Source organism: Streptococcus sp. HMSC065E03, assembly GCF_001815045.1.
Classification (GTDB): domain Bacteria; phylum Bacillota; class Bacilli; order Lactobacillales; family Streptococcaceae; genus Streptococcus; species Streptococcus parasanguinis_AD.
The window spans coordinates 367,395-389,390 of record NZ_KV818853.1 but is presented as its reverse complement, the minus strand read 5'-3'; the positions used below and the strand labels follow the sequence as shown (position 1 = coordinate 389,390).

Sequence of the window (21,996 nt, the reverse complement as noted above, 5' to 3'; positions counted from 1 at the left end):
AAAGTAAAAAAGGTAATGAAGAATGGGTAAATATTTTGGGACGGACGGTGTCCGTGGAGAAGCAAATGTAGAATTAACGCCAGAATTGGCTTTTAAACTAGGCCGTTTCGGTGGCTATGTGTTGAGCCAACATGAAGAAGAAACACCCTTGGTATTTGTTGGACGTGATACGCGTATTTCTGGTGAAATGTTAGAGCATGCCTTAATTGCTGGCCTCTTATCTGTTGGAATTCGCGTCTACAAGTTGGGTGTGATTGCAACGCCAGGTGTTGCTTATCTAGTTCGTACGGAAAAAGCCAGTGCCGGAGTTATGATTTCTGCTAGCCACAATCCAGCCTTGGACAATGGCATCAAATTCTTTGGTGGTGATGGCTTCAAATTGGATGATGATCGCGAACTTGAAATTGAAGCCTTGCTTGATGCTGCTGAAGATACCCTTCCACGTCCAAGTGCCCAAGGTTTAGGAACGGTCATGGAATATCCAGAAGGCTTGCGTAAGTATCAAGAATTCCTTGTATCGACAGGTGTCCAACTCGAGGGCATGCACGTAGTCTTAGATACAGCAAATGGTGCAGCCTCTACTAGTGCCCGTCAAATCTTTGCAGATCTGGGAGCTCAATTGACCGTCATCGGTGAAAACCCAGATGGTTTGAACATCAATGATGGGGTTGGTTCTACTCACCCAGAGCATTTGCAAGAGAAAGTCAAAGAAGTAGGCGCAGCGATTGGTCTAGCATTTGACGGAGACAGCGATCGCTTGATTGCAGTGGATGAAAATGGAGAGATCGTTGACGGGGATAAGATCATGTACATCATCGGTTCTTATCTTTCAAGCAAAGGCTTGCTCGAAAAAAATACGATCGTCACAACCGTCATGTCCAATCTCGGCTTCCACAAGGCATTAGATGCGAAGGGAATTCAAAAAGAAATCACAGCTGTTGGAGATCGTTATGTGGTCGAAGAGATGCGCAAGTCTGGTTACAACCTTGGTGGTGAACAATCCGGTCACGTCGTCATCATGGATTACAACACGACTGGTGATGGTCAATTAACAGGAGTTCAATTGACTAAAATCATGCAAGAAACCGGCAAGAAATTATCTGAATTGGCTGCTGAAGTAACCATTTATCCACAAAAACTCGTCAATATCCGGGTTGAAAATAGCATGAAAGATAAGGCGATGGAAGTACCTGCTATTCGTGAAATCATTGAAAAAATGGAAGCGGAGATGGCAGGAAATGGACGTATTTTGGTACGTCCAAGTGGAACTGAACCCCTCCTTCGAGTGATGGCAGAAGCACCAACCCATGAAGAAGTGGACTACTATGTAGATACCATTGCTGCAGTTGTTCAAGCAGAAATCGGACTTTAACCTTGTAAAAAACATGGCTCGCAAATAGGCGAGCAGAGGAGGTATATATGAAACAGGTTCGTCAAATTGTATGGGCACTTGCCTTAGTGCTAACGATTCTATTCACAGCTGGTTTGACTAAAACAATACATGCTGCAGAAGTCTCATCATATACACAGACAGCACGTCTAACGAAAGACGGTAACACGCTAACAAATGGGAGCAAGGTGTTGACAAATGAAAAATTGTCAGCAAGTATTTATTTAGCCTTTCCAGATTCGCAAACTATTCAAGCTGGTGATACCTTAACTCTTAGTTTGCCAAAAGAATTAGCCCTCTACACAGCACTGGAATTCAATGTTCTTGAGGAAGGTCAATCAAATGGTCAGACGGTGGGGAAAGCTGTCGTTGATACAGCTAAGAAAACAGTGACCGTTACCTTTAATGATTATTTCGCATCTCATCCACTCAACAAACGAGTTGCTCTTCATTTTGATGTAAAAGTAGACTCAGAAGTAGTTACAAAAACTTCTCCAATCCAGTTTAAACTAGGAAATACAGATTTTTCATTTAATTATGAAAAGACAGCTGGAGAAGCTGGAGACTATGAGATGAAATACGGTTACCAAGATAAGTCTGATCCAACCATTATCAAATGGCGGATTCTCTTAAATGCTCGCCAAGATATGCTTCGTGGAATGGTCATTAAAGACCAATTCGGAGATGGCTTAACATTGGTTGAAGGGAGCTTACGCGCTGTTCGTTATGCTCCTGTAGAAGGTGGGATTAAGAACGAAGCTCAGATATTAAGTCTCCCAGTTCTGGATAACTTTACTAAAAAAGCTGTTTTCAATAAGAATGCAGATGGAAAGATCACTGGTTTTACAATTGAATTTGGTGATAATTACAATTGGCCAATGTATATTGAATATTCTACAAAAGTGGCACCTGGAACGAAAGTCGGTGATGTTGTCCATAATACATTAACATGGACAGCAACCAATTTCCCAGCACCGCGTAGTTTAACCCGTGAATTGAGATTGGAATCAGGAACCGGAGAGGGATTAGGTGAGAAAGAACAAACACCACCGACACCTAGCTCAACCTCCTCATCAAGTTCTAGTTCTTCATCAAGCTCTAGTTCTTCATCAAGCTCTAGTTCTTCATCAAGCTCATCATCTTCAACGAGTTCCAGTTCTACATCGAACTCAACATCCACATCAAGTTCTTCATTGAAATCATCTTCATCTTCTGTTAAAGAAGAAGCCCCAAAACCTGGTAAGAAAAAAGTTCTTCCAAGTACAGGTGAAAAGATGACACCGGTAGTTCTTGTCATGGGTGTCTTCCTAGCAATTCTATCGGTTGGTATTTTACGTGTAAGAAAAGATTCTTAATATGATCAATGAAAGATCAGACTTCTGTCTGGTCTTTTTGTGTAGGCTCGATTTGAAAAATCCCCTATTTCGTGGTAAAATAGGGCTAATGAATTTATAGTAATCGAGGTATTAGAAGTGGCTTTTGGAGATAACGGAAAACGTAAAAAAACACCATTTGAAATGATCACGATGGTGGTCATTGTGATTATGTTGATTGTAACGGTTGGTGCAATATTTGCAACCGCAATTGGTGCTCTTTCTTACTAAGACGCACACAGAAATAAAGGAAATCATCTATTTATGAGTATGTTTTTAGATACAGCCAAGATTAAGGTCAAGGCTGGAAATGGCGGCGATGGCATGGTGGCTTTTCGTCGCGAAAAATATGTCCCTAATGGCGGACCTTGGGGTGGTGATGGAGGTCGTGGTGGCAATGTCATCTTCGTAGTAGACGAAGGCTTGCGTACCTTGATGGACTTCCGTTATAACAGGCATTTCAAAGCCCAAAATGGGGAAAAAGGAATGACCAAAGGGATGCACGGACGGGGAGCAGAAGATCTCTATGTACGAGTCCCTCAAGGAACGACAGTCCGAGATGCTGAGACTGGCAAGGTCATTACGGACCTAGTCGAGAATGGACAAGAGTACATTGTTGCCCACGGTGGCCGTGGCGGACGTGGAAACATTCGTTTTGCTACTCCTAAAAATCCAGCTCCAGAGATTTCTGAGAACGGGGAACCTGGTCAGGAACGCGAACTTGAATTAGAGCTCAAGGTCTTGGCAGACGTTGGTTTGGTTGGCTTCCCATCAGTAGGGAAATCAACTCTTCTTAGTGTCATCACTTCAGCCAAACCAAAGATTGGAGCTTATCATTTCACAACCATCGTTCCAAACTTGGGCATGGTTCGGACACCGTCAGGTGAATCCTTTGCAGTCGCGGACCTTCCTGGATTGATCGAAGGGGCTAGCCAAGGTGTCGGACTCGGAACCCAGTTCCTTCGTCACATCGAGCGCACCCGTGTTATCTTGCATGTTATTGATATGTCAGCCAGTGAAGGACGTGACCCTTATGAAGACTATGTTCAAATCAATAAAGAGCTTGAAACCTATAATCTTCGTTTGATGGAGCGACCTCAGATTATCGTGGCAAATAAGATGGATATGCCAGAAAGCCAGGAAAATTTGAAAGAGTTCAAGAAGAAATTGGCAGCCAATTACGATGAGTTTGATGAACTGCCACAGATCTTCCCGATCTCTAGTTTGGCGCATCAAGGTTTGGACAACTTGTTAGAAGCAACAGCAGAATTGTTAGACAAAACGCCAGAATTCCTCTTGTATTCAGAAGACGAAATGGCCCAAGAAGAAGTCTACTATGGCTTTGATGAAGACCAGCCAGCCTTTGACATCAGTCGGGATGACGATGCCGCTTGGGTCTTGTCTGGTGAAAAACTTGAAAAACTCTTTAATATGACGAATTTCGATCGGGATGAAGCGGTCATGAAATTTGCTCGTCAATTGCGTGGCATGGGTGTTGATGAAGCTCTCCGTGCGCGTGGGGCAAAAGATGGCGATATCGTCCGGATCGGTAAATTTGAATTTGAGTTTGTAGATTAGGATAGATCCCCAGCGGATCAAGGATTCCAAATAAGAAGTGAGGCTTTTTCAGTGGGAGATAAACCAATATCTTTTCGAGATGAAAATGGAAATTTTGTTTCAGCAGCCGATGTTTGGAATGCTGAAAAACTTGAAGAACTCTTTAATACGTTAAACCCTAAGCGCAAGTTGCGCTTACAAAGGGAAAAATTAGCAAAAGAAAACCAGCAGAAGTAAATAGACTTGGAGAATACTATGGCAAAAACAATTCATACAGATAAAGCACCTGCAGCAATTGGACCTTATGTTCAAGGGAAAATCGTAGGGAATCTTCTCTTTGCAAGTGGACAAGTTCCCTTGTCACCTGAAACAGGTGAAATCATTGGAGAAACCATCCAAGAACAAACAGAGCAAGTCTTAAAGAACATTGGGGCTATTTTAGAAGAGGCTGGGACAGACTTTGACCACGTGGTGAAAACCACTTGTTTCTTAAGTGATATGAATGACTTTGTACCTTTTAATGAGGTCTATAAAACAGTCTTTACTACAGAGTTTCCAGCTCGATCTGCTGTTGAAGTAGCACGCCTGCCACGTGATGTGAAGGTTGAAATTGAAGTTATTGCGGAAATCAAAGCCTAATAACCATTCAAAGACAAAAAGACAGAGTGGAGAGCAGGAAACTGTAGGCCACTCTGTTTTATTTATGGGAGGAGAAAATGACAGAAAGTAAGATTCAACTGGTCATGGTAACAGGGATGAGCGGTGCGGGTAAGACCGTCGCCATCCAATCGTTTGAGGATTTGGGTTACTTTACCATCGATAATATGCCACCGGCGCTCTTGCTGAAATTTATTGAGCTCATGCGCCACAGTCCCGATAACAATAAATTAGCCGTTGTTGTGGATATGCGGAGCCGGTCTTTTTTCAATGAAATTCGCACCATTTTGGATGAATTGGACAACCAAGAAGACCTCGATTTCAAGGTCTTGTTCTTGGATGCCACTGATAGTGAGTTGGTAGCACGATACAAGGAAACCCGTCGTAGCCACCCACTAGCGGCAGATGGCCGTGTCTTAGATGGGATTACTCTAGAGCGCGAACTCTTATCCCCTTTAAAAAATATCAGTCAAAATGTAGTAGATACGACTGAGTTGACACCTCGTAATCTGAGAAAAACCATTGCAGAACAATTTGCCAGTCAAGACAATCAGCCAGATTTTCGGGTTGAGGTCATGTCATTTGGGTTTAAATATGGCCTTCCGATCGATGCTGACCTTGTGTTTGACGTGCGTTTTCTTCCAAATCCCTACTACAAATTGGAGCTTCGGAATTTAACCGGTCAAGATCCAGCTGTTTATGATTATGTCATGGATCACCCTGAATCAGAGGACTTTTACCGTCATCTTCATGACTTGATCGTTCCTATTTTACCGTCCTATAAACGTGAGGGTAAATCCGTTCTCACCATTGCTATGGGATGTACCGGTGGGCAACACCGTTCAGTAGCCTTTGCAGAGCGCTTAGCACATGATTTAGAAAAAAATTGGCAGGTCAATTGCAGTCATAGAGACAAGGACAGACGGAAAGAAACGGTGAATCGCTCATGAGAAAACCTAAAGTAACCGTTATTGGAGGAGGAACAGGGATTTCTGTTATTCTCGATAGTCTGAGAAAGAAACCGGTCGATATTACTGCTATTGTAACCGTTGCAGATGATGGCGGGAGTTCAGGTGAATTGCGGAAGAACATCCAAAAATTGACACCACCTGGGGATCTTCGAAATGTGCTGGTTGCCATGTCAGATATGCCTCGTTTTTATGAGAAGGTCTTTCAATACCGCTTTGCTGACGATGATGGCCCTTTGGCCGGACACCCTTTGGGAAACTTGATTATTGCAGGGATTTCAGAGATGCAAGGCTCGACCTATAATGCCATGCAGTTGTTAACCAAGTTCTTTCATACGACCGGCAAGATCTATCCGTCCAGTGATAGTCCCTTGACCCTTCATGCCGTCTTTCAAGATGGAAAAGAAGTGGTAGGAGAAAGCCACATTGCCAACTACACCGGCATGATTGATCATGTTTATGTGACCAATACCTTTGATCAAGAGCGTCCAAAAGCTAGTAAAAAAGTAGTGGAAGCTATTCTTGAAAGTGATATGGTCGTCTTAGGTCCTGGTTCGCTCTTTACCTCGATCCTTCCTAATTTGATGATCGATGAGATTGGGAAAGCCATCCTTGAAACCAAGGCTCAGGTAGCCTATGTTTGTAACATCATGACCCAAAGAGGAGAAACCGAGCATTTCACAGACAGTGACCACGTTGCCGTTCTCCATAAACATTTGGGAGAGAAGTTCATCGATACCGTCCTTGTCAATATCAATCAGGTTCCCGCAGCTTACATGAACAGTAACAAATTTGATGAATACTTGGTGCAGGTAGAGCACGATTTCAAGGGGCTACACTCGCAAGTTCCCCAAGTGATTTCTTCTGATTTCTTGAAGTTGGTCAATGGAGGAGCCTTTCATGATGGTGAAAAAGTGGTCGAAGAGTTGATGCAGATCGTGCAGGTGAGAAAATGAGTTTTACGGTTCGTGTAAAAGAAGAATTATTGTCTCTCAAGCGATTTGAAAAGAGTGAATTGGCTGCCATTATCAAGATGTCTGGAAGTCTTGGGATTTCAATGGGGGGCTTGACGCTCTCGGTAACAACAGAAAATGCCAAGATCGCTCGCCATATCTATGAATTGTTGCATCATTTCTATGAGGCCAAATCGGATATCCGCCACCACCAAAAAACCAATTTGAAAAAAAATCGTGTTTACACAGTATTCTTGGATGAAAAGGTGGAAGAGATTCTAGCTGACTTGCATTTGGCAGATGCCTTCTTTGGGATTGAAACAGGTATTGATGCCAGTGTTTTAGAAGATGAAGTAGCCAGTCGTGCTTATCTTCGAGGGGCTTTTCTGTCGAGTGGTTCCATCAAGGATCCTGAAAAAGGAAAGTACCAGTTGGAAATTCATTCTGTTTATACAGACCACGCGGAAGGAATTGCCCTTCTCATGCAAGGATTTTTACTAGATGCGAAAACCATCGAGCGGAAAAAAGGAGTGGTGACCTATCTGCAACGAGCGGAAGATATTATTGATTTTCTCATTGTAGTAGAGGCCATGCAAGCCATGCAGGAATTTGAGTCTATCAAGGTCATGAGAGAGACGCGCAATGACGTCAATCGGGCCAATAATGCCGAGATGGCCAACATTCAGCGCACAGTCACAGCTAGCATGAAAACCATTAATAATATTAGTAAAATTGTGGATACGGTCGGCCTAGGGAGTTTACCAAGTGACTTGCAAGAAGTTGCCTATATCCGGATGAACCATCCAGATTATTCCATCCAGCAGATCGCAGATAGCTTGCAACAACCTATTTCAAAAAGCGGCGTCAATCACCGCTTGCGTAAGATCAATAAGATCGCAGACGATTTAGACAAATAAAAAAGGCCAAAGGCCTTTCATAATGAGGATAAAGTCTTTTTAAAAACTTTCCTTAGGTGAGTACGGACGTCAGCGAACTTCATAGAAGTTCCATGACTTAGTTTTGAGCCTAATGTCTCAAAACTCCCGAGTGCCTGAAACGTAATGTTTCAGGCACTTTTCTCACAGCGGAAAGTTTTGTATTTTCTTGATTCATACTAAAAATAGGAACTCATTTTTACTTCTTTGCAGAATCGATTAACTTAAAATAGTTTGACTTCAATTTAAAAAAGGCCAAAGGCCTTTTTTATTATAAACTAGTTGAGTGCGTTGGTTGGACTTTCTTATCTGGATAGATGTAGTTGATGGCATTGTTTACGGCTGTTGGAGCTTCCCCCAGACCTGTAGCGATGAGATCAATCTTTCCTTCGTAGAAGCAGCAGTCTCCACAGGCATAAATTCCAGGAAGGCTGGTTTCTTGTTTCTGATTCACCTTGATTTTATGGCGTTGCAATTCTACACCCCATTCTTTCAAGTTTCCGATTGAAGATTTAAAGCCATAGTTGACAAATAAGTGATCAATCGGGATGAGTTCGGTTTCATCGGCTTTAACTTTTGTGATTTCAAGATGAGTGGCATGACCATTTTCGCCAATCAAGCGGCTAGGAACAAATGGTGTTTTGATGCTGACAGAAGATTGCTTGAGTTCTTCTACACTGTGTTCTAGGGCACGGAAGTTGTCCCGACGGTGAACGATTGTAGTTGGAGCAATCATATCAAAAGCAAGAGCCCAGTCCACAGCAGAGTCCCCACCACCAAGGACGGTCACCTGTTGTCCTTTATATTGTTGGATGTTTGAAACATGGTAGTGGACGTTATCAAAGTCTTCAGCCCCCTCGATATCAAGAGCGCGTGGCTTAAAGGCACCGCCACCCATGGCAATGATGACTGCTTTAGACTGATGAACCTGGCGAGAAGTAGTGATAGTGAAGAGGTCACCCTCTTTTTGAATATCCTCTACAGTTTCATTGAGGAAGATCGGCGTATCAAACCGTTCGACTTGCTCGATCAAGCGGTTGCTCAATTCTTCACCAGTCAAATTGGTAAAGCCAGGTACATCGAGGATACTCTTTTCTGGATAGAGAATAGCTGGTTGCCCTCCAAGTTGAGGTAAGGAATCAATCAGTTTGACTTTAACTTGGCGCATATTGCCATAAAAAGCAGCAAACAGACCAACTGGTCCGCCCCCAACAATCGTAATATCATAAATTTCTGACATGGTATCTCCTTCAGGGTTTTCTTTGTTTCCATTGTATCATAAAATAGGAGGATTGAAAAAGTCATAAAAAAGAAATGGCATAAAGGCTAGGAAGGCTAGAAAAGTTTCAAAAGATCTTGACAGCCTCTTTAAAGTGTGATAAAATAATTAAGATTTTAGGCTTGAAGGGAGTGAAAAATATGTCAAAAACAGTAGTACGTAAGAATGAATCTCTTGACGATGCTCTTCGTCGTTTCAAACGTGCGGTTACTAAAGCTGGTACTCTTCAAGAAACACGCAAACGTGAATTCTATGAAAAACCTTCTGTAAAACGTAAACGTAAATCAGAAGCAGCTCGTAAACGTAAAAAATTCTAATTGAATACAAGAACAGACCTCGGTCTGTTTTTTGTTTTTTTCATCCGTTAAAGACAAAAAAACCGATCTTCTAGCTAGAAGATCGGATCTTTTTATCTGATTATTTGTTTGCAAGCAAGTCGCGGATTTCAGTAAGCAACTCTTCTTGAGTAGGAGCAGGAGCTTCTTCTTCGACAGCTTCTTCTTTTTTACCAAGGTTTTGAGCTTTTTCAGCAGCTTTCACTACGAAGAAAAGAACAGTACCAACAACAAGGAAGTTGATCACAGCGCTCAAGAAGCTACCGTATGCAACACCGTTCCATGACAAATTAGCAATCTTATCAACACCAGCAGCTTTCATAGCTGGTTTCAAAATAAGTGGAGTGATGATATCGTTAACAAGTGATGTTACGATAGCTCCAAATGCAGCTCCGATAACGACTGCTACAGCAAGGTCAACAATATTCCCACGAAGGAGAAAAGCTTTCAAATCTTTTAACATATCCTAAATATGTCCTTTCATAATAATTTTTTACTATGATAGTATAACGGAAAAATATTCGACTGACAAGGAATATGCCTCATTTTTAAAAATTAGTGATAAAGGTTGAAAATCTTTTCTTTTATGTGTGAAATCGGTAGGAAAAAATTTACTTTTACTAACTTTTAGTATAAAATATAAAGTGATAATCTATGGTAAAATGGAGGCACTGTTTATGGTTGATAAAGAGCTGATTGCAGAAATTAAAAACAGTGTAAACATTGTTGAAGTTATTGGAGAAGTTGTTTCTTTGACCAAGGCTGGCCGTAATTTTTTAGGGCTCTGTCCTTTTCATGGTGAAAAGACTCCTTCTTTTAATGTCGTTGAAGACAAGCAGTTTTACCATTGTTTCGGATGTGGTCGCTCGGGAGATGTCTTTAAGTTTATTGAGGAATACCGTGGAGTCGCTTTTATGGATGCGGTTCAGATCGTAGCAGAAAAAGCGGGTATTGCGCTTCAGTACCAAGCAAGGCCGGCTCAACCAACGTCTATCAATCCCAACCAAGAACTTTATGAGATTCATCAGGAAGCCAGTAAGTTCTACCAGGCGATTCTGATGACGACAAAGATGGGAGAAGAAGCGCGAAATTATCTGCATGAACGTGGACTGACGGATGAGGTCATCCGACATTTTCAATTGGGCTTAGCCCCAGCAGAAGGGAATTATCTCTATCGAAATCTCTCTGAGAAGTTCTCTGAGAAAGTGATTACCGATTCGGGGTTATTCACAATCTTAGATACTGGAACAGTTTTTGATGCCTTTCAGGATCGGATTATGTTTCCTTTGACGGATGATAGTGGACGTGTCATTGCTTTTTCTGGTAGACTGTGGAAACTAACGGATGATGGCAGTCATCAAGCCAAGTACAAGAATAGTCGAAGTACCCGTCTATTTAATAAGAGTTATGAACTTTATCATTTGGATCAAGCTAAGACGAGCGCCAAAAAGCAACATGAAATGTATATCATGGAAGGCTTTATGGATGTCATTGCGGCTTATCGAGCTGGGATTGAAAATGCAGTCGCCTCTATGGGGACAGCCTTGACACCAGAGCACGTCCAGCACCTGTCTCATTTTACCAAAAAGGTCATTTTGACCTATGATGGGGATAAGGCGGGACTTGAAGCAACCGCTAAGGCCTTGGATGTCTTGCAGGATCTGGAGTTGGAGATCGTCCGTATCCCTGATCAGATGGATCCCGATGAGTACCTCAAAAAGACCTCCCCAGAAGATCTAGCTTCCCTCTTGAAGAATTCGCGGATCAGTAAGGTTGAATTCTTGATGCACTACTGGAAACCCCAGTATATTGAGAACTTACAGGCACAGATTGAGTTTGTCGAGAAGCTGGCACCGATGATCGCCCAGACGCGCTCCATCACAGCGCAAAACACCTATATTTATAAGTTGGCAGATTTATTGCCAGACTTTGATTATTTGCAGATTGAGCAGATTGTCAATAATTGTCGCTTGCATCAACGGCAGGAGGATCAAAGTGGTGGACGATCAAGAACGTCGAATTTTTCAGTCGATCTCCTGCCTAATCGTGGGATGACGCGCTTGATCAAGGCGGAAAATCATTTATTAAGTAGGATGAAAGATTTTCCAATGGTGCTTAATGATTACCGTTTGCGACCTGATTTTGTCTTTGACACACCGGAGTTACAGATCTTGTACCAATTACTCTGTCAAAATGGAGAAGTCACATCTCAGGATTTGTCCGAGCAACCTGAAGGGGTCCAGCACGCCTGGTACCGGATGTTAGAAGAAGATTTGCCAGAAGAGATAGCGGATGGTGAATTAGAAGAAGTGGAAGAAACGCGAAATCGTGAGCTTCTTCGCAAAGAAAGTCAACAAATTGGAAATAAAGTGAAGGAAGCTTCCTCGACAGGGGATGCGGAAAAAGCTTTATTGGAACTCGAGCGTTTGATCGCTCAAAAAAGAAGAATGGAGTAGGAATGGCTAAAGAACAAAAAGATATTACAACATTGGACGTTCAAATTGCAGAGTTTATTCGCAGCCACAAGAAAAGTGGAACTGCAACAGATGATGAAATTAATGACAAGTTGGTTATTCCATTCACACTAGATGCAGATGGGATTGAAGATCTTTTGCAACGGATTCAAGATGCAGGAATTTCGATCACGGATAAAGATGGTAACCCAAGTGCGCGTGTGTTGAACAATGAAGAAGAGCCAGAATTGTCAGATGAGGAATTGCTTGGAAGCAACTCTGCCAAGGTCAACGACCCAGTACGGATGTACTTGAAAGAAATTGGGGTTGTTCCTCTTTTGACAAATGAAGAAGAACAAGAATTGGCTATCTTAGTGGAACAAGGTGACTTGGAAGCCAAGCAACGTCTTGCAGAAGCCAACCTTCGTTTGGTTGTATCCATTGCGAAACGTTACGTTGGTCGTGGAATGCAATTTTTGGATTTGATCCAAGAAGGAAATATGGGCTTGATGAAGGCCGTTGATAAGTTTGACTATACCAAAGGGTTCAAGTTCTCTACCTATGCTACTTGGTGGATTCGTCAGGCTATCACTCGTGCCATTGCAGACCAAGCACGGACCATTCGGATCCCTGTTCACATGGTGGAAACCATTAACAAGTTGGTTCGTGAACAACGCAATCTCTTGCAAGAATTGGGACAAGACCCAACGCCTGAACAAATCGCTGAACGCATGGATATGACGCCTGATAAGGTACGCGAAATCTTGAAGATTGCCCAAGAGCCTGTTTCTCTTGAAACCCCAATCGGTGAAGAGGACGATAGCCATTTGGGAGATTTCATCGAAGATGAAGTGATTGAAAATCCAGTAGACTACACCACTCGTGTGGTTCTACGTGAACAATTAGATGAAGTCCTCGATACCCTGACAGACCGTGAAGAAAACGTACTTCGTTTACGTTTCGGTTTGGATGATGGAAAAATGCGGACCTTGGAAGATGTGGGTAAAGTCTTCAACGTGACCCGTGAACGGATCCGTCAGATCGAAGCCAAAGCCCTCCGTAAACTCCGCCACCCAAGCAGAAGCAAACCATTGCGTGATTTTATTGAGGATTAAAAATGTCCGGGGGACATTTTTAACGGTCGCCTAGAAATAAAAAAGCGACCTAGGTCCGGGGGACATTTTTAACGGTCGCCAAGAAATGAAAAAGCGACCTATGTCCGTGGGACCTTTTTAACCCGAGCTAAGCAATTCTATCGAGAGTAACATAACAAAAAAAGGAAGTGTCATATGGCATATACAACTGAGCAAATTGAAGAAATTAAAAATAAAATCTTAAATGCTTTGGAAGAGGTAATCGATCCTGAGCTTGGGATTGACATTGTTAATTTAGGTCTTGTTTACGAGATCCATTTTGATGGTGAAACTGGAGCGACCATTATTGATATGACGCTAACGACCATGGGATGTCCATTAGCGGATCTTCTGACAGATCAGATTCATGATGTTTTAGCAGAAGTAGAAGAAGTGACATCGGTGGATGTGAAGTTGGTCTGGTATCCTGCTTGGACGGTTGAAAAAATGAGCCGCTATGCACGGATTGCACTTGGAATTAGTTAAAAATTCTATTCATCAAAACAAATCAGAGGTTAGGGGCTTCCCTAACCTCTGATTTGTTTACACCTGTATTTTTGAACAACCATTTTCAAATTCTTAGCAAATTTTCAGATAAAGTTGCAATCATCAAGAGGACAAGGTATAATAGCATAAATAGAAAATAAAGGAGATTTACATGAATCAGTATCCTTTGGTCTACTTGGACCATGTGACAAAGAATTATGGGCATGAAGTTGCTCTCATGGATGTTAGTTTGAACATCCAACCTGGCCGTATTATTGGCCTTTTGGGGCCTAATGGTAGCGGGAAAACAACCATCATTAAATTGATTAATGGTTTGTTGCAACCAAGCCTTGGAAATATCTATATTCATGGTCAATTACCATCCCCAGCTTCAAAAAAAGTTGTTTCCTATTTGCCGGATACGACTTATCTGAGTGAAAATATAAAAATTAGTGATGCTATTAGCTATTTCCAAGATTTTTATTCAGATTTTAATGTCCAACGAGCTTACCAATTGCTCAACGATTTGCATTTGCATCCAAATCAAAAATTGAACAGCCTTTCAAAAGGGAACAAGGAAAAAGTACAATTGATTTTGGTGATGAGTCGTGAAGCTGACTTGTATGTCCTTGATGAACCAATCGGTGGGGTCGACCCAGCAGCGCGTGATTATATTTTGCGGACCATTATTCAAAATCGACGTCCAAACTCTTCTGTCTTGATTTCTACTCACTTGATTGCGGATATTGAGCAAGTTTTGGATGAAGCGATTTTCATCAACCAAGGAAGAATCCTCTTGCATGAAAATACGACTGTTTTGCGCAATCAACACGGAAAATCAATCGATGAGATCTTCCGTGATCAATTCCGTGTTTATTAGGAGGACCCCATGTTTGGTAAATTATTAAAATATGAATTTAAATCGACAGCTAAGTGGTATTTATTGATCACCCTGATCGCACTAGGTTTGTCAGTGATTACAGGTGTTATTGGTGGAAGTGCTACAAACGGTTTTGTGGATATGGAAACCAATAGTATGCAAATCATAACTGGGACTCTTGGGATTCTCATTTTTGGAGGAGTCATTGGTCTTTATCTTAGTAACTACTATATTATTATTCGTCGTTTCTATTCCAACTTATACGGACGTGAAGGTTACTTGACCTGGACCCTTCCAGCTAGCCCTCATGCGATCATTTTGTCTAAATTTGTGGGAGCTTTAGTAGCGAGTCTTTACTGCCTATTCCTTCTATTTTTTAGTGGTTTTATCACAATACTTGTGATGGGCGCTGTCATTGGACAAGACCTCTCTCCTGTATTTAGTATTATCGCTGAGGCTTTTAGTCATTCTATTGCTTATTGGATTATCATCTGGTGGATTTTTACCACAGCTTCAGGAATCTTACTATTTTATGTATCAATCGCACTTGGCCAACTCTTCCAAAATCGTCGTGGATTGAAGGCTATTCTGTTTTTCTTTCTCTTGTGTATTGTGTTAAGTATCATAGGTACAGCAGTCAATCCATTAAAAGATTCATATGCTGTCGGATATGCATTGGTTTATGGAAATATTGATGATTTTGGACCAAACTTCATCCCAGGTCTCATTTATGAAGTTATTAAGATTGTTTCTATGTACTTCACCATTCACTACATCAGCAAGTACAAGTTGAATCTTCAATAATAACAGCAAATTGAGCAAGGAGCTTCCCAGTGGAAGCCTTCTTGTTCAATTTTTTTCTTTTGCATTTTTAGCTACATTTTGATATACTAATTGTATTCGTTTTGGGGTCGTTACGGATTCGACAGGCATTATGAGGTATATTTTGCAACTCATCTAGCGGATGTAAAACGCCAGTTAAATATAACTGCAAAAAATAATAATTCTTACGCTTTAGCTGCCTAAACACCAGCAGGCGTGACCCGATTCGAATCGCTCGTGTTTGATGACAGGTCTTAATTTTAGCGAGATACGATCTAACTTTGTCTAGAAGTTAGATAAGAGATTGATAGACTCGCAGGTACAGGACTTGAGTTATGTGTCATGTAGCTGTTAAACTAAGACATAACCTATGGTTGTAGACAAATATGCTGGCAGGTGTTTGGACGTGGGTTCGACTCCCACCGGCTCCATCTATAGTTTCTAAAGCTTTCTAAATCTTTCTAAAACGTTGTAAAAACAACGTTTTTTGTTTTATACTTTCTATTCCTTTTTGAACCTTTTTGAAACCGACAGACCCAAAAACAGACCCTTTTTTATCCAAAGGGTCTGTCTTTATGTTATTTGTCTAAAAATCAATATAGTTTGCAAATTTCTCACCAATATCATCCTTGGCCTCTCTGGTGATGTGAGTATAGATGTTCATGGTTGTTTTTAAATCTGAGTGTCCAAGTCTATACTGGACCTGTTTGAGTGTCATTCCAGCTTCGAAGCATAGGCTGGCATGTGTATGTCGGAAGCCGTGGATCCTAATCGGACGCACATCCGAATCTTTGACAATTTGTTGTAGCCATTTCCGTGGTAGTGTTCCTGGTATTGGTTTTCCTAATTCATTCTCAAAGATAAAAGTAGTAGTAGGATTCATTTCTCTCCACTCTGTGAGCAGTTCACTTGTCTTTTCGTCCAAGCTGATCAATCGGTTGCTACTTTTGTTTTTTGTAGGACCGACAGATTCCCCGTCAAATCCTCTCGTAATGGCCTTGTTTATGCTCAGAGTGTTATTGGTCCAGTCTTCCCATTTGAGGGCTAAAACCTCCCCTTTTCGAACTCCTGTGAAGGCTAGAAGACGAAAGAGGACTTTCTTTCTCAGTTCATCTGTTTGGTCTACTAACTCAAGGAAAGATTTCAGTTCCTCCTTGTCGTAAAAATCGCTATCTGTATCTGCTTGCTTTCTGACAAGCGTTGTTACACTCTCAACCGGATTTGTTGAGATGTAGCCATGTCTGATAGCGTACTTACATATGTTATTCATCAAGCCTTTCATCTTACGTCCGTAAACAAGTTCTTTGGACCAGGCATTGACTTGTTCCTGAAGTTGCAGAGGAGTGAGAGCAGAAATTTTCTGATTTCCTAAAGTCGGATAGATATGATTTTTTATATTCCGTTCGGTCTTGATGTAGGTGCTATCCTGCACTGTGTCAGCATATTCCTTGAGCCATTTTTCAGCGACTTCCTCGACAGTAATTTCCTTGACAGTGATTTCCTCACTATTTTCAAGGTCAGTTTGAAGTTGGAGAAGTGCTGCTCTTGCCTTGGCTTTTGTCTGGAAGCCCTGACGCTTCACATACTTATCCTTTCCGTTTTCTTTACCGACATAGATCCTAAACTTATAGGCTGTATCGCCATTTTTCTTTTTGTAAGACTTTATTTCCATTGCGTTTTACCTCATTTCTTGATAAAATGGGCATAAGAAAAAGACCTTTTGAATGGCTTTTCTTACACTGTAATCCTCACACTCAATTTTTGGCGAAGGCGAGTGTGGGGATTTTTTTGCTTACTTAATTATTAAGTATCTTCATCTTGCCACTATGCTCTTGGGCAATTGTTGTTTTATCTGCATCAGAAACTTTAACTATTAATTCTGGGTTATCTTTATTTAGGTTAACTTCATAGTTATTTTCTGCCGCCCATTTTTTAAACAGCTCATTTTTTTGTTTAAGAAATGAATTAGCAAGATAGATTTTACGGCTTACACTTTCATATTTCCACGCTTCACCAACACGTACAGAAACATTAGTAGAATTTCCACCTGTAGCAAATTCGATTTTATCACCATTGTCCAAGACTTCCGCATTTTCTCGTAAATAAATTGCGAACTCTTCCCCAAGCTTATCCGTCATTTTAAAAGTGTTGTTTTTAATAGTAGCAGACTTTTCTGCACTACTTGTGGTTTTTGATTTTGGTTTAGTTAGAGAGCTTATACCGCCAATAACAACCAAAATAATAAATATTATAAACCAAACATGTTTATAAAAAGGCTTACTTTTTTTCATTAGATCCTCCTATTTAACTAATTAGTGAATTAAACTCGTCTTTAACCATCGTTTCATTTGCGATGGTCTTCAGACTGTATTTTTCCATAAAATGAAGATAATTAAAATCCCTAATATCATCCATTAGCTTCAATTCTTCTTCAAGCAAATGATGAATCATGCTTCTATCAGCTTGTAATTCGCAAAGCTCTCTATTCAATTCATATTGAACAGGAGTGTGTTCTTTATGACCTAATTCATGGAGAGCTACTTGTTTTTGATCTTCCACCGACAAATTAATGTCCAGGGCTAGAATATTAAGAGCAGGATTGAAAAATCCAGGGCTGTGCCAATTACTTCCGTCAAAGTAGCAGAGATTTACACCTTCTTTGGCACAAAGCTCTTGTACTGTCATATAATGTACCTCTATTTATTTTTTAAATGAGCCTCAAGGACAGCAGTGATGAAATCAATATCTTCTTCGGTCAATGGCTTTCCATCAAACAGCATGGATTGAGCCGCAATATCACGCAGATCCAATGGTGCAGAAGCATCACCATGGTTTGCGATATTCGGGTTATCAGTTCTTCCCAATAAGTAGTCTGTAGAGACATTGAAATAATCAGCAACCTTTTCTATTTTGTCACCGCTAGGCATAGAGGTTTCCCATTTTCTTAAACTACCATTGCTGAAATCTAGCTTTCTTTCCAGTTCAGCCATGGTCATTTGATGAGTAGCTGCCAATAACTTGATTCTATCAAGTAGACTCATTTTTTCCTCCTTTTTTTAAAAAAACTTACAAAAAATGTAAAATTTTCTATTTTATCTGTTGACAAGAGGAAAATTTTCTATTATACTATTCTTGTAAGTTAAATTCAAAGCTATAAATAAGTTTTACAAATATCAACGTGGTCCGCCAAGACAGTAGATATAAAAACCTATTTAGTAGTGTTCTTTTCTATACCCTAATAGTAGAATATTTTCTATTATTTGTCAATAAAAAAGATAATTTTCTTATAAAATTTTCCAAAGAAAGGAGAAAAAGATGCTATATGACAAAATTAAAAAAATAGCAAAAGAAAACAATATTTCTATTTATCGAATAGAAAGAGATCTGGATCTTAGCAATGGAAGCATCAGAAAATGGAATTCGAGCATTCCGCTTTCCCAAACATTGAATAAGGTCGCTAAATATCTTGGTGTATCAATCAGCGACTTGATGGAGGAATAAAATGAATGAGATTTTTAATTTTAACGGAAAACAGGTCCGCACAATAATCTTAAACAGTGAACCTTATTTTGTTGGAAAAGATGTTGCGGATATTTTGGGATATTCAAGAGCAGACAATGCAATAAGAAGTCATGTTGATGATGATGATAAGCTAATGCATCAATTTAGTGCATCAGGTCAAAATCGAAATATGATAATCATTAATGAATCAGGTTTGTATTCATTAATATTAGCAAGCAAATTACCACAAGCAAGAGAGTTCAAAAAGTGGATTACAAGTGAAGTCCTGCCAGCAATACGGAAACACGGGGGCTACTTGACAGATAGCATGATTGAACAGGCTTTGCTAAATCCTGACACGATTATCAGATTGGCAACAGATCTAAAGCACGAACGTGAGAAAAATAGCCGTCTAGAAATTGAGTTGGAACAAGCACAGGAACAGGCACGTTACTTAGATTTAATTATTGAAAGCAAATCTGCTGTTGTCATTACTCAAATAGCTGCAGACTATGGAATGAGCGCTATTAAATTCAATCAACTTTTGAACTCTCTAGGAATCCAACACAAAGTGAATAATCAATGGATTCTATACAGAAAATACATGGCTAAAGGATATACGGACAGCAAGACGATTGAAATTTCTGGCAGGGTTCGAATGCAGACCGTATGGACCCAAAAAGGGCGCTTGTTCTTGTATGAACTGTTAAAGAAGCATGATATTTTGCCATTGATTGAACAGGAGTGATTGGAATACAACAAAATAAAAAAGCCCATGCTTGGGCTGTAAGGAATCGGTTTGAGGATCATGAATCTCTTCTTTCAATAGATTTTAGGTTAGATTCTGGCAAACTATTATATATTTCATCAATCTTTTTTGGTTGGCTGATTTGGTTATCAACAATTAAATTAATAAAATTCAGTAAAGACAAAGCTAGTTGAGTATTATCTGACAGGTCTATCTCTCCAGGATGAACAGCATTGTTTCCAATTACTCTGACACTATCAAGCATTTGTTGAATTCGTGGTGGTAACCCTTTTGAAACAAGATCGGCAATTTTTAAATTCAAATTGCTCCCTTCAGCTTCTAAGTGGTCAACTAATTTTTCTATTGCTAAACGTGAGAGAGCAGCAGAAGATCTAGGAGAATCTTTTAAAACGAGACAAGCCTCATCATAAATTTTCTTAACATCTTCCGGCATATCTTCATTTGCTTTTGGAAGATCAGGACTAGTGAATGGATATAAAAGAATTTCTGAAGAATCATCTCCTGAAAATGTACTGGGATTAGAAACGGTATTTTTCAATTTCTCTGTTAACCAAATGGAAGTTTTTAGACAACCTTGACATCTTGCAAAAATTACATATCTGCTTTCTTTAATTTTATCTAGACCCACCATATCACCATCAAAAAGTTCCATTTGCATGTATCTCCAATCATGAGTTGCCACCCCATTACAATAAGGACAAATAAAGGAACGGGAGTGAAAACCTTCGTTATATGTGTAGCTAGTAATTTTATTGTTATCAAATTTTTGCATAGCAACCTCTTATGTGTTTTTACATTTATTATATCAAAAATTGAAAGGACGTGATGAAAATGATGCAGTATCCTATTCTAAATCAAATAACTCAAACTCATAACGAGAACTATATTAATCAACTTTTTGAAGAACTCGTATCTCTTAATATTAAAGCTATGGAAGAAGCTAAGCGCAGAACAAGCAGACAGATTACCTGGGTGTCCATCAAAGAGCTGCAAGCATCTACTGGCTGGGGCAGAACCAAGCTGGAAGAATGGCGTGATCAAGGGAAATTTCAGTACCAACAATCAGGAAAAGGCGGGAAGTATCTCTACAACTTGGAAGATGTTCAGAGATTCTGTCGCTCAATGCAAAAATAAAAAGCGCCTTGAGAAAGGCGCCTTGAAAGAACTATAACTTGATTATAACACAATTTGAAGGAGAAAAAATGGATCCTATTCAAAAATTATTAAAATTGATGGATTGGCAAGATGCCAACCGTACGTTAAAGGTCGAAGAAAAAGCCGAATTGATGAAACTATCAGATATCGAATTTGAAGACAAACTTCATCAAATGGCTCTGGATTTTAAGAATGATGGGGTGATTAGAGCATGAGCTTAAAACAATTAAAATTTACTGTTTTATCACTTACAACACTATTCTTATTATTTTCAGGGGCAACAATAAAAATCATGTACGATCAAGAACAACACATCAAGGATCTAGAAAATGCGGTCCAAATGAACTTTGAAAGTACAGGTCATTGGGCCGAAAGTATCGAAAAAATCAAAGAGACCAATAAGGCTCAAGATGTGATGATTAACAAATTCAACCGGGAACTTTTCCCGCAAAAAGAAACAAAAGAGGTAGAAGAAAATGACAACAATTGAAATTATTTTAGCAGTAGCTTTGGTAACATACATTTTATTTTCAGGATTCGCAATCTTTGTGATGCGTGAAGTAATTATTCGCCAAAAAACCAAAATGAAGCATTACAAATCAGCAAAATATCAGCGTGAAATGTGGAATAAGAGAATGTCAGAAATTCATCAAAAAAGAACAGTGAAAGGAATGTCTGAACTATGAACGACAATGTAAAAAATCCCAAACATTACCAAGGCCGGAATGGCTTAGAAGCAATTGATGTTCATCGCAATTTCATGAATGATGAACAGTTAACAGGGTATCATTTGGGTAATACCCTAAAATACATCCTTCGCTATCGCCAAAAAAATGGGATTGAGGACTTGGAGAAAGCAAAGGTTCACTTGGATTGGTTGATTGAGAAAGAGAAAGCAATTTTAAAAAACGAAAAGGATTTGAAAGGAGTGGAAAATGATTAATAATGTTGTACTTATTGGGCGCTTAACTCGTGATGTAGAACTACATCGAACACCTCAAGATCAAGCAGTTGGACAATTCACGCTTGCTGTAAATCGAAATTTTAAAAATCAAGATGGTGGATATGATGCAGATTTTATCAATTGCGTGATCTGGCGGAAATTAGCGGAGAACTTCGCAAGCTGGATCAAAAAAGGAAACCTTGTAGCCATCACTGGCCACATCCAAACCCGTAATTATGAGAATCAGCAAGGTCAACGTGTCTATGTGACTGAAGTTGTTATTGATAGTTTCAGAAGTTTAGAAAAGCGTGACAATTCAGCCAACCGGAACTCTATGGATGAACAAATGCCTCCTTCATTTGAGAATAATCAAATGAATATCCCTGATGATGGTCTGCCATTCTAGA

At 40.1% G+C, this 21,996-nt stretch carries 30 protein-coding genes and 1 other RNA gene; 24 read left to right on the top strand and 7 right to left on the bottom strand.

Annotation, left to right across the window (positions count from 1 at the left end; genetic code table 11):
* The first annotated feature begins 22 nt into the window (after positions 1–22).
* The 9 genes from glmM (at position 23) to whiA (ending at position 7,815) form a co-directional block, all read left to right on the top strand.
* The gene (gene glmM / locus HMPREF3002_RS08670; RefSeq protein WP_023917722.1) at positions 23–1,372 is read left to right on the top strand and encodes a phosphoglucosamine mutase; all 1,350 of its coding nucleotides are present in this window, start codon (positions 23–25) and stop codon (positions 1,370–1,372) included.
* Between the two features lie 47 nt (positions 1,373–1,419).
* Positions 1,420–2,745, top strand: coding sequence for an LPXTG cell wall anchor domain-containing protein (locus HMPREF3002_RS08665; protein ID WP_070666242.1), 1,326 nt, complete (start codon positions 1,420–1,422; stop codon positions 2,743–2,745).
* 117 nt (positions 2,746–2,862) lie between these two features.
* On the top strand, positions 2,863–2,994 hold the full coding sequence (locus HMPREF3002_RS08660) for a DUF4044 domain-containing protein (RefSeq protein WP_003011566.1): 132 nt from the start codon (positions 2,863–2,865) through the stop codon (positions 2,992–2,994).
* A gap of 33 nt (positions 2,995–3,027) precedes the next feature.
* Positions 3,028–4,341 carry a GTPase ObgE gene (obgE, locus tag HMPREF3002_RS08655; RefSeq protein ID WP_023917726.1) on the top strand — a complete coding sequence of 438 codons (1,314 nt, stop codon included), beginning with the start codon at positions 3,028–3,030 and terminating at the stop codon, positions 4,339–4,341.
* A gap of 51 nt (positions 4,342–4,392) precedes the next feature.
* Positions 4,393–4,557 carry a hypothetical protein gene (locus HMPREF3002_RS11085; RefSeq protein WP_003006512.1) on the top strand — a complete coding sequence of 55 codons (165 nt, stop codon included), beginning with the start codon at positions 4,393–4,395 and terminating at the stop codon, positions 4,555–4,557.
* Between the two features lie 18 nt (positions 4,558–4,575).
* Positions 4,576–4,959, top strand: coding sequence for a RidA family protein (locus tag HMPREF3002_RS08650; RefSeq protein WP_003006514.1), 384 nt, complete (start codon positions 4,576–4,578; stop codon positions 4,957–4,959).
* Positions 4,960–5,036: 77 nt separating this feature from the next.
* The gene (rapZ, locus tag HMPREF3002_RS08645; protein WP_009732574.1) at positions 5,037–5,927 is read left to right on the top strand and encodes an RNase adapter RapZ; all 891 of its coding nucleotides are present in this window, start codon (positions 5,037–5,039) and stop codon (positions 5,925–5,927) included.
* Positions 5,924–6,901, top strand: coding sequence for a YvcK family protein (locus tag HMPREF3002_RS08640; protein WP_003017791.1), 978 nt, complete (start codon positions 5,924–5,926; stop codon positions 6,899–6,901). The genes rapZ and HMPREF3002_RS08640 overlap by 4 nt, the downstream gene beginning before the upstream one ends.
* Positions 6,898–7,815 carry a DNA-binding protein WhiA gene (gene whiA / locus HMPREF3002_RS08635; RefSeq protein ID WP_023917728.1) on the top strand — a complete coding sequence of 306 codons (918 nt, stop codon included), beginning with the start codon at positions 6,898–6,900 and terminating at the stop codon, positions 7,813–7,815. Before HMPREF3002_RS08640 ends, whiA begins: the two co-directional genes overlap by 4 nt.
* A 289-nt stretch (positions 7,816–8,104) precedes the next feature.
* Here the strand turns inward: whiA and HMPREF3002_RS08630 are convergent, their stop codons facing one another.
* Positions 8,105–9,073, bottom strand: coding sequence for an NAD(P)/FAD-dependent oxidoreductase (locus tag HMPREF3002_RS08630; protein WP_023917730.1), 969 nt, complete (start codon positions 9,071–9,073; stop codon positions 8,105–8,107).
* Between the two features lie 179 nt (positions 9,074–9,252).
* On the opposite strand from HMPREF3002_RS08630, the gene rpsU reads away from it, so the two are divergent.
* Positions 9,253–9,429, top strand: coding sequence for a 30S ribosomal protein S21 (rpsU, locus tag HMPREF3002_RS08625; RefSeq protein WP_000048054.1), 177 nt, complete (start codon positions 9,253–9,255; stop codon positions 9,427–9,429).
* A 100-nt stretch (positions 9,430–9,529) separates the two neighbouring features.
* Here rpsU and mscL read toward each other — a convergent pair whose 3' ends face one another.
* Positions 9,530–9,910, bottom strand: coding sequence for a large conductance mechanosensitive channel protein MscL (gene mscL / locus HMPREF3002_RS08620; protein WP_021152922.1), 381 nt, complete (start codon positions 9,908–9,910; stop codon positions 9,530–9,532).
* 214 nt (positions 9,911–10,124) lie between these two features.
* On the opposite strand from mscL, the gene dnaG reads away from it, so the two are divergent.
* From dnaG to ssrA, 6 genes are all read left to right on the top strand, one after another.
* Positions 10,125–11,903, top strand: a complete 1,779-nt coding sequence (gene dnaG / locus HMPREF3002_RS08615; RefSeq protein WP_070666239.1) for a DNA primase — start codon at positions 10,125–10,127, stop codon at positions 11,901–11,903.
* Between the two features lie 2 nt (positions 11,904–11,905).
* On the top strand, positions 11,906–13,015 hold the full coding sequence (gene rpoD, locus HMPREF3002_RS08610) for an RNA polymerase sigma factor RpoD (RefSeq protein WP_021152924.1): 1,110 nt from the start codon (positions 11,906–11,908) through the stop codon (positions 13,013–13,015).
* A gap of 174 nt (positions 13,016–13,189) precedes the next feature.
* Positions 13,190–13,519: a metal-sulfur cluster assembly factor gene (locus HMPREF3002_RS08605; RefSeq protein ID WP_004220168.1), complete on the top strand. Its 330-nt coding sequence runs from the start codon at positions 13,190–13,192 to the stop codon at positions 13,517–13,519.
* Positions 13,520–13,691: 172 nt separating this feature from the next.
* Positions 13,692–14,399 (top strand): ABC transporter ATP-binding protein, encoded by a 708-nt coding sequence (locus HMPREF3002_RS08600; RefSeq protein WP_021152925.1) that lies wholly within the window; start codon positions 13,692–13,694, stop codon positions 14,397–14,399.
* Positions 14,400–14,408: 9 nt separating this feature from the next.
* A complete protein-coding gene (locus HMPREF3002_RS08595) occupies positions 14,409–15,203 on the top strand; it encodes a hypothetical protein (protein ID WP_070666232.1) in 795 nt (264 codons plus the stop codon).
* Between the two features lie 103 nt (positions 15,204–15,306).
* Positions 15,307–15,655, top strand: a transfer-messenger RNA (tmRNA) gene (gene ssrA, locus HMPREF3002_RS08590).
* Positions 15,656–15,807: 152 nt separating this feature from the next.
* Here ssrA and HMPREF3002_RS08585 read toward each other — a convergent pair.
* From HMPREF3002_RS08585 to HMPREF3002_RS08570, 4 genes are all read right to left on the bottom strand, one after another.
* Entirely contained in the window at positions 15,808–16,893 is a 1,086-nt protein-coding gene (locus HMPREF3002_RS08585; RefSeq protein ID WP_070666229.1) for a tyrosine-type recombinase/integrase, read from the bottom strand.
* Between the two features lie 124 nt (positions 16,894–17,017).
* Positions 17,018–17,512, bottom strand: a complete 495-nt coding sequence (locus HMPREF3002_RS08580; RefSeq protein ID WP_070666224.1) for a hypothetical protein — start codon at positions 17,510–17,512, stop codon at positions 17,018–17,020.
* A 13-nt stretch (positions 17,513–17,525) separates the two neighbouring features.
* Complete coding sequence (locus HMPREF3002_RS08575) at positions 17,526–17,906, bottom strand: ImmA/IrrE family metallo-endopeptidase (RefSeq protein WP_070666221.1); 381 nt, start codon at positions 17,904–17,906, stop codon at positions 17,526–17,528.
* 11 nt (positions 17,907–17,917) lie between these two features.
* Complete coding sequence (locus HMPREF3002_RS08570) at positions 17,918–18,262, bottom strand: helix-turn-helix domain-containing protein (protein ID WP_070666218.1); 345 nt, start codon at positions 18,260–18,262, stop codon at positions 17,918–17,920.
* Positions 18,263–18,536: 274 nt separating this feature from the next.
* Here HMPREF3002_RS08570 and HMPREF3002_RS08565 point away from each other — a divergent pair, with 274 nt between their 5' ends.
* Positions 18,537–18,722 (top strand): helix-turn-helix domain-containing protein, encoded by a 186-nt coding sequence (locus HMPREF3002_RS08565; RefSeq protein WP_070594941.1) that lies wholly within the window; start codon positions 18,537–18,539, stop codon positions 18,720–18,722.
* A gap of 1 nt (position 18,723) precedes the next feature.
* The gene (locus HMPREF3002_RS08560) at positions 18,724–19,470 is read left to right on the top strand and encodes a phage antirepressor (protein WP_070666214.1); all 747 of its coding nucleotides are present in this window, start codon (positions 18,724–18,726) and stop codon (positions 19,468–19,470) included.
* 58 nt (positions 19,471–19,528) lie between these two features.
* Here the strand turns inward: HMPREF3002_RS08560 and HMPREF3002_RS08555 are convergent, their stop codons facing one another.
* Entirely contained in the window at positions 19,529–20,263 is a 735-nt protein-coding gene (locus tag HMPREF3002_RS08555; protein WP_070666211.1) for a DUF4145 domain-containing protein, read from the bottom strand.
* Positions 20,264–20,316: 53 nt separating this feature from the next.
* Between HMPREF3002_RS08555 and HMPREF3002_RS08550 the strand changes: the two genes are divergently transcribed.
* The 6 genes from HMPREF3002_RS08550 (at position 20,317) to ssb (ending at position 21,995) form a co-directional block, all read left to right on the top strand.
* Positions 20,317–20,625 carry a hypothetical protein gene (locus tag HMPREF3002_RS08550; protein WP_256263423.1) on the top strand — a complete coding sequence of 103 codons (309 nt, stop codon included), beginning with the start codon at positions 20,317–20,319 and terminating at the stop codon, positions 20,623–20,625.
* Positions 20,626–20,693: 68 nt separating this feature from the next.
* Positions 20,694–20,861, top strand: coding sequence for a hypothetical protein (locus HMPREF3002_RS11230; RefSeq protein WP_176745577.1), 168 nt, complete (start codon positions 20,694–20,696; stop codon positions 20,859–20,861).
* Positions 20,858–21,136, top strand: a complete 279-nt coding sequence (locus HMPREF3002_RS08545; RefSeq protein WP_141754502.1) for a hypothetical protein — start codon at positions 20,858–20,860, stop codon at positions 21,134–21,136. The genes HMPREF3002_RS11230 and HMPREF3002_RS08545 overlap by 4 nt, the downstream gene beginning before the upstream one ends.
* Positions 21,123–21,332 (top strand): hypothetical protein, encoded by a 210-nt coding sequence (locus HMPREF3002_RS08540; RefSeq protein ID WP_070666206.1) that lies wholly within the window; start codon positions 21,123–21,125, stop codon positions 21,330–21,332. The genes HMPREF3002_RS08545 and HMPREF3002_RS08540 overlap by 14 nt, the downstream gene beginning before the upstream one ends.
* Positions 21,329–21,589, top strand: a complete 261-nt coding sequence (locus tag HMPREF3002_RS08535) for a DUF3310 domain-containing protein (protein WP_070666205.1) — start codon at positions 21,329–21,331, stop codon at positions 21,587–21,589. Before HMPREF3002_RS08540 ends, HMPREF3002_RS08535 begins: the two co-directional genes overlap by 4 nt.
* The gene (ssb, locus tag HMPREF3002_RS08530; RefSeq protein WP_070666204.1) at positions 21,582–21,995 is read left to right on the top strand and encodes a single-stranded DNA-binding protein; all 414 of its coding nucleotides are present in this window, start codon (positions 21,582–21,584) and stop codon (positions 21,993–21,995) included. Before HMPREF3002_RS08535 ends, ssb begins: the two co-directional genes overlap by 8 nt.
* Position 21,996: the final 1 nt, after the last annotated feature.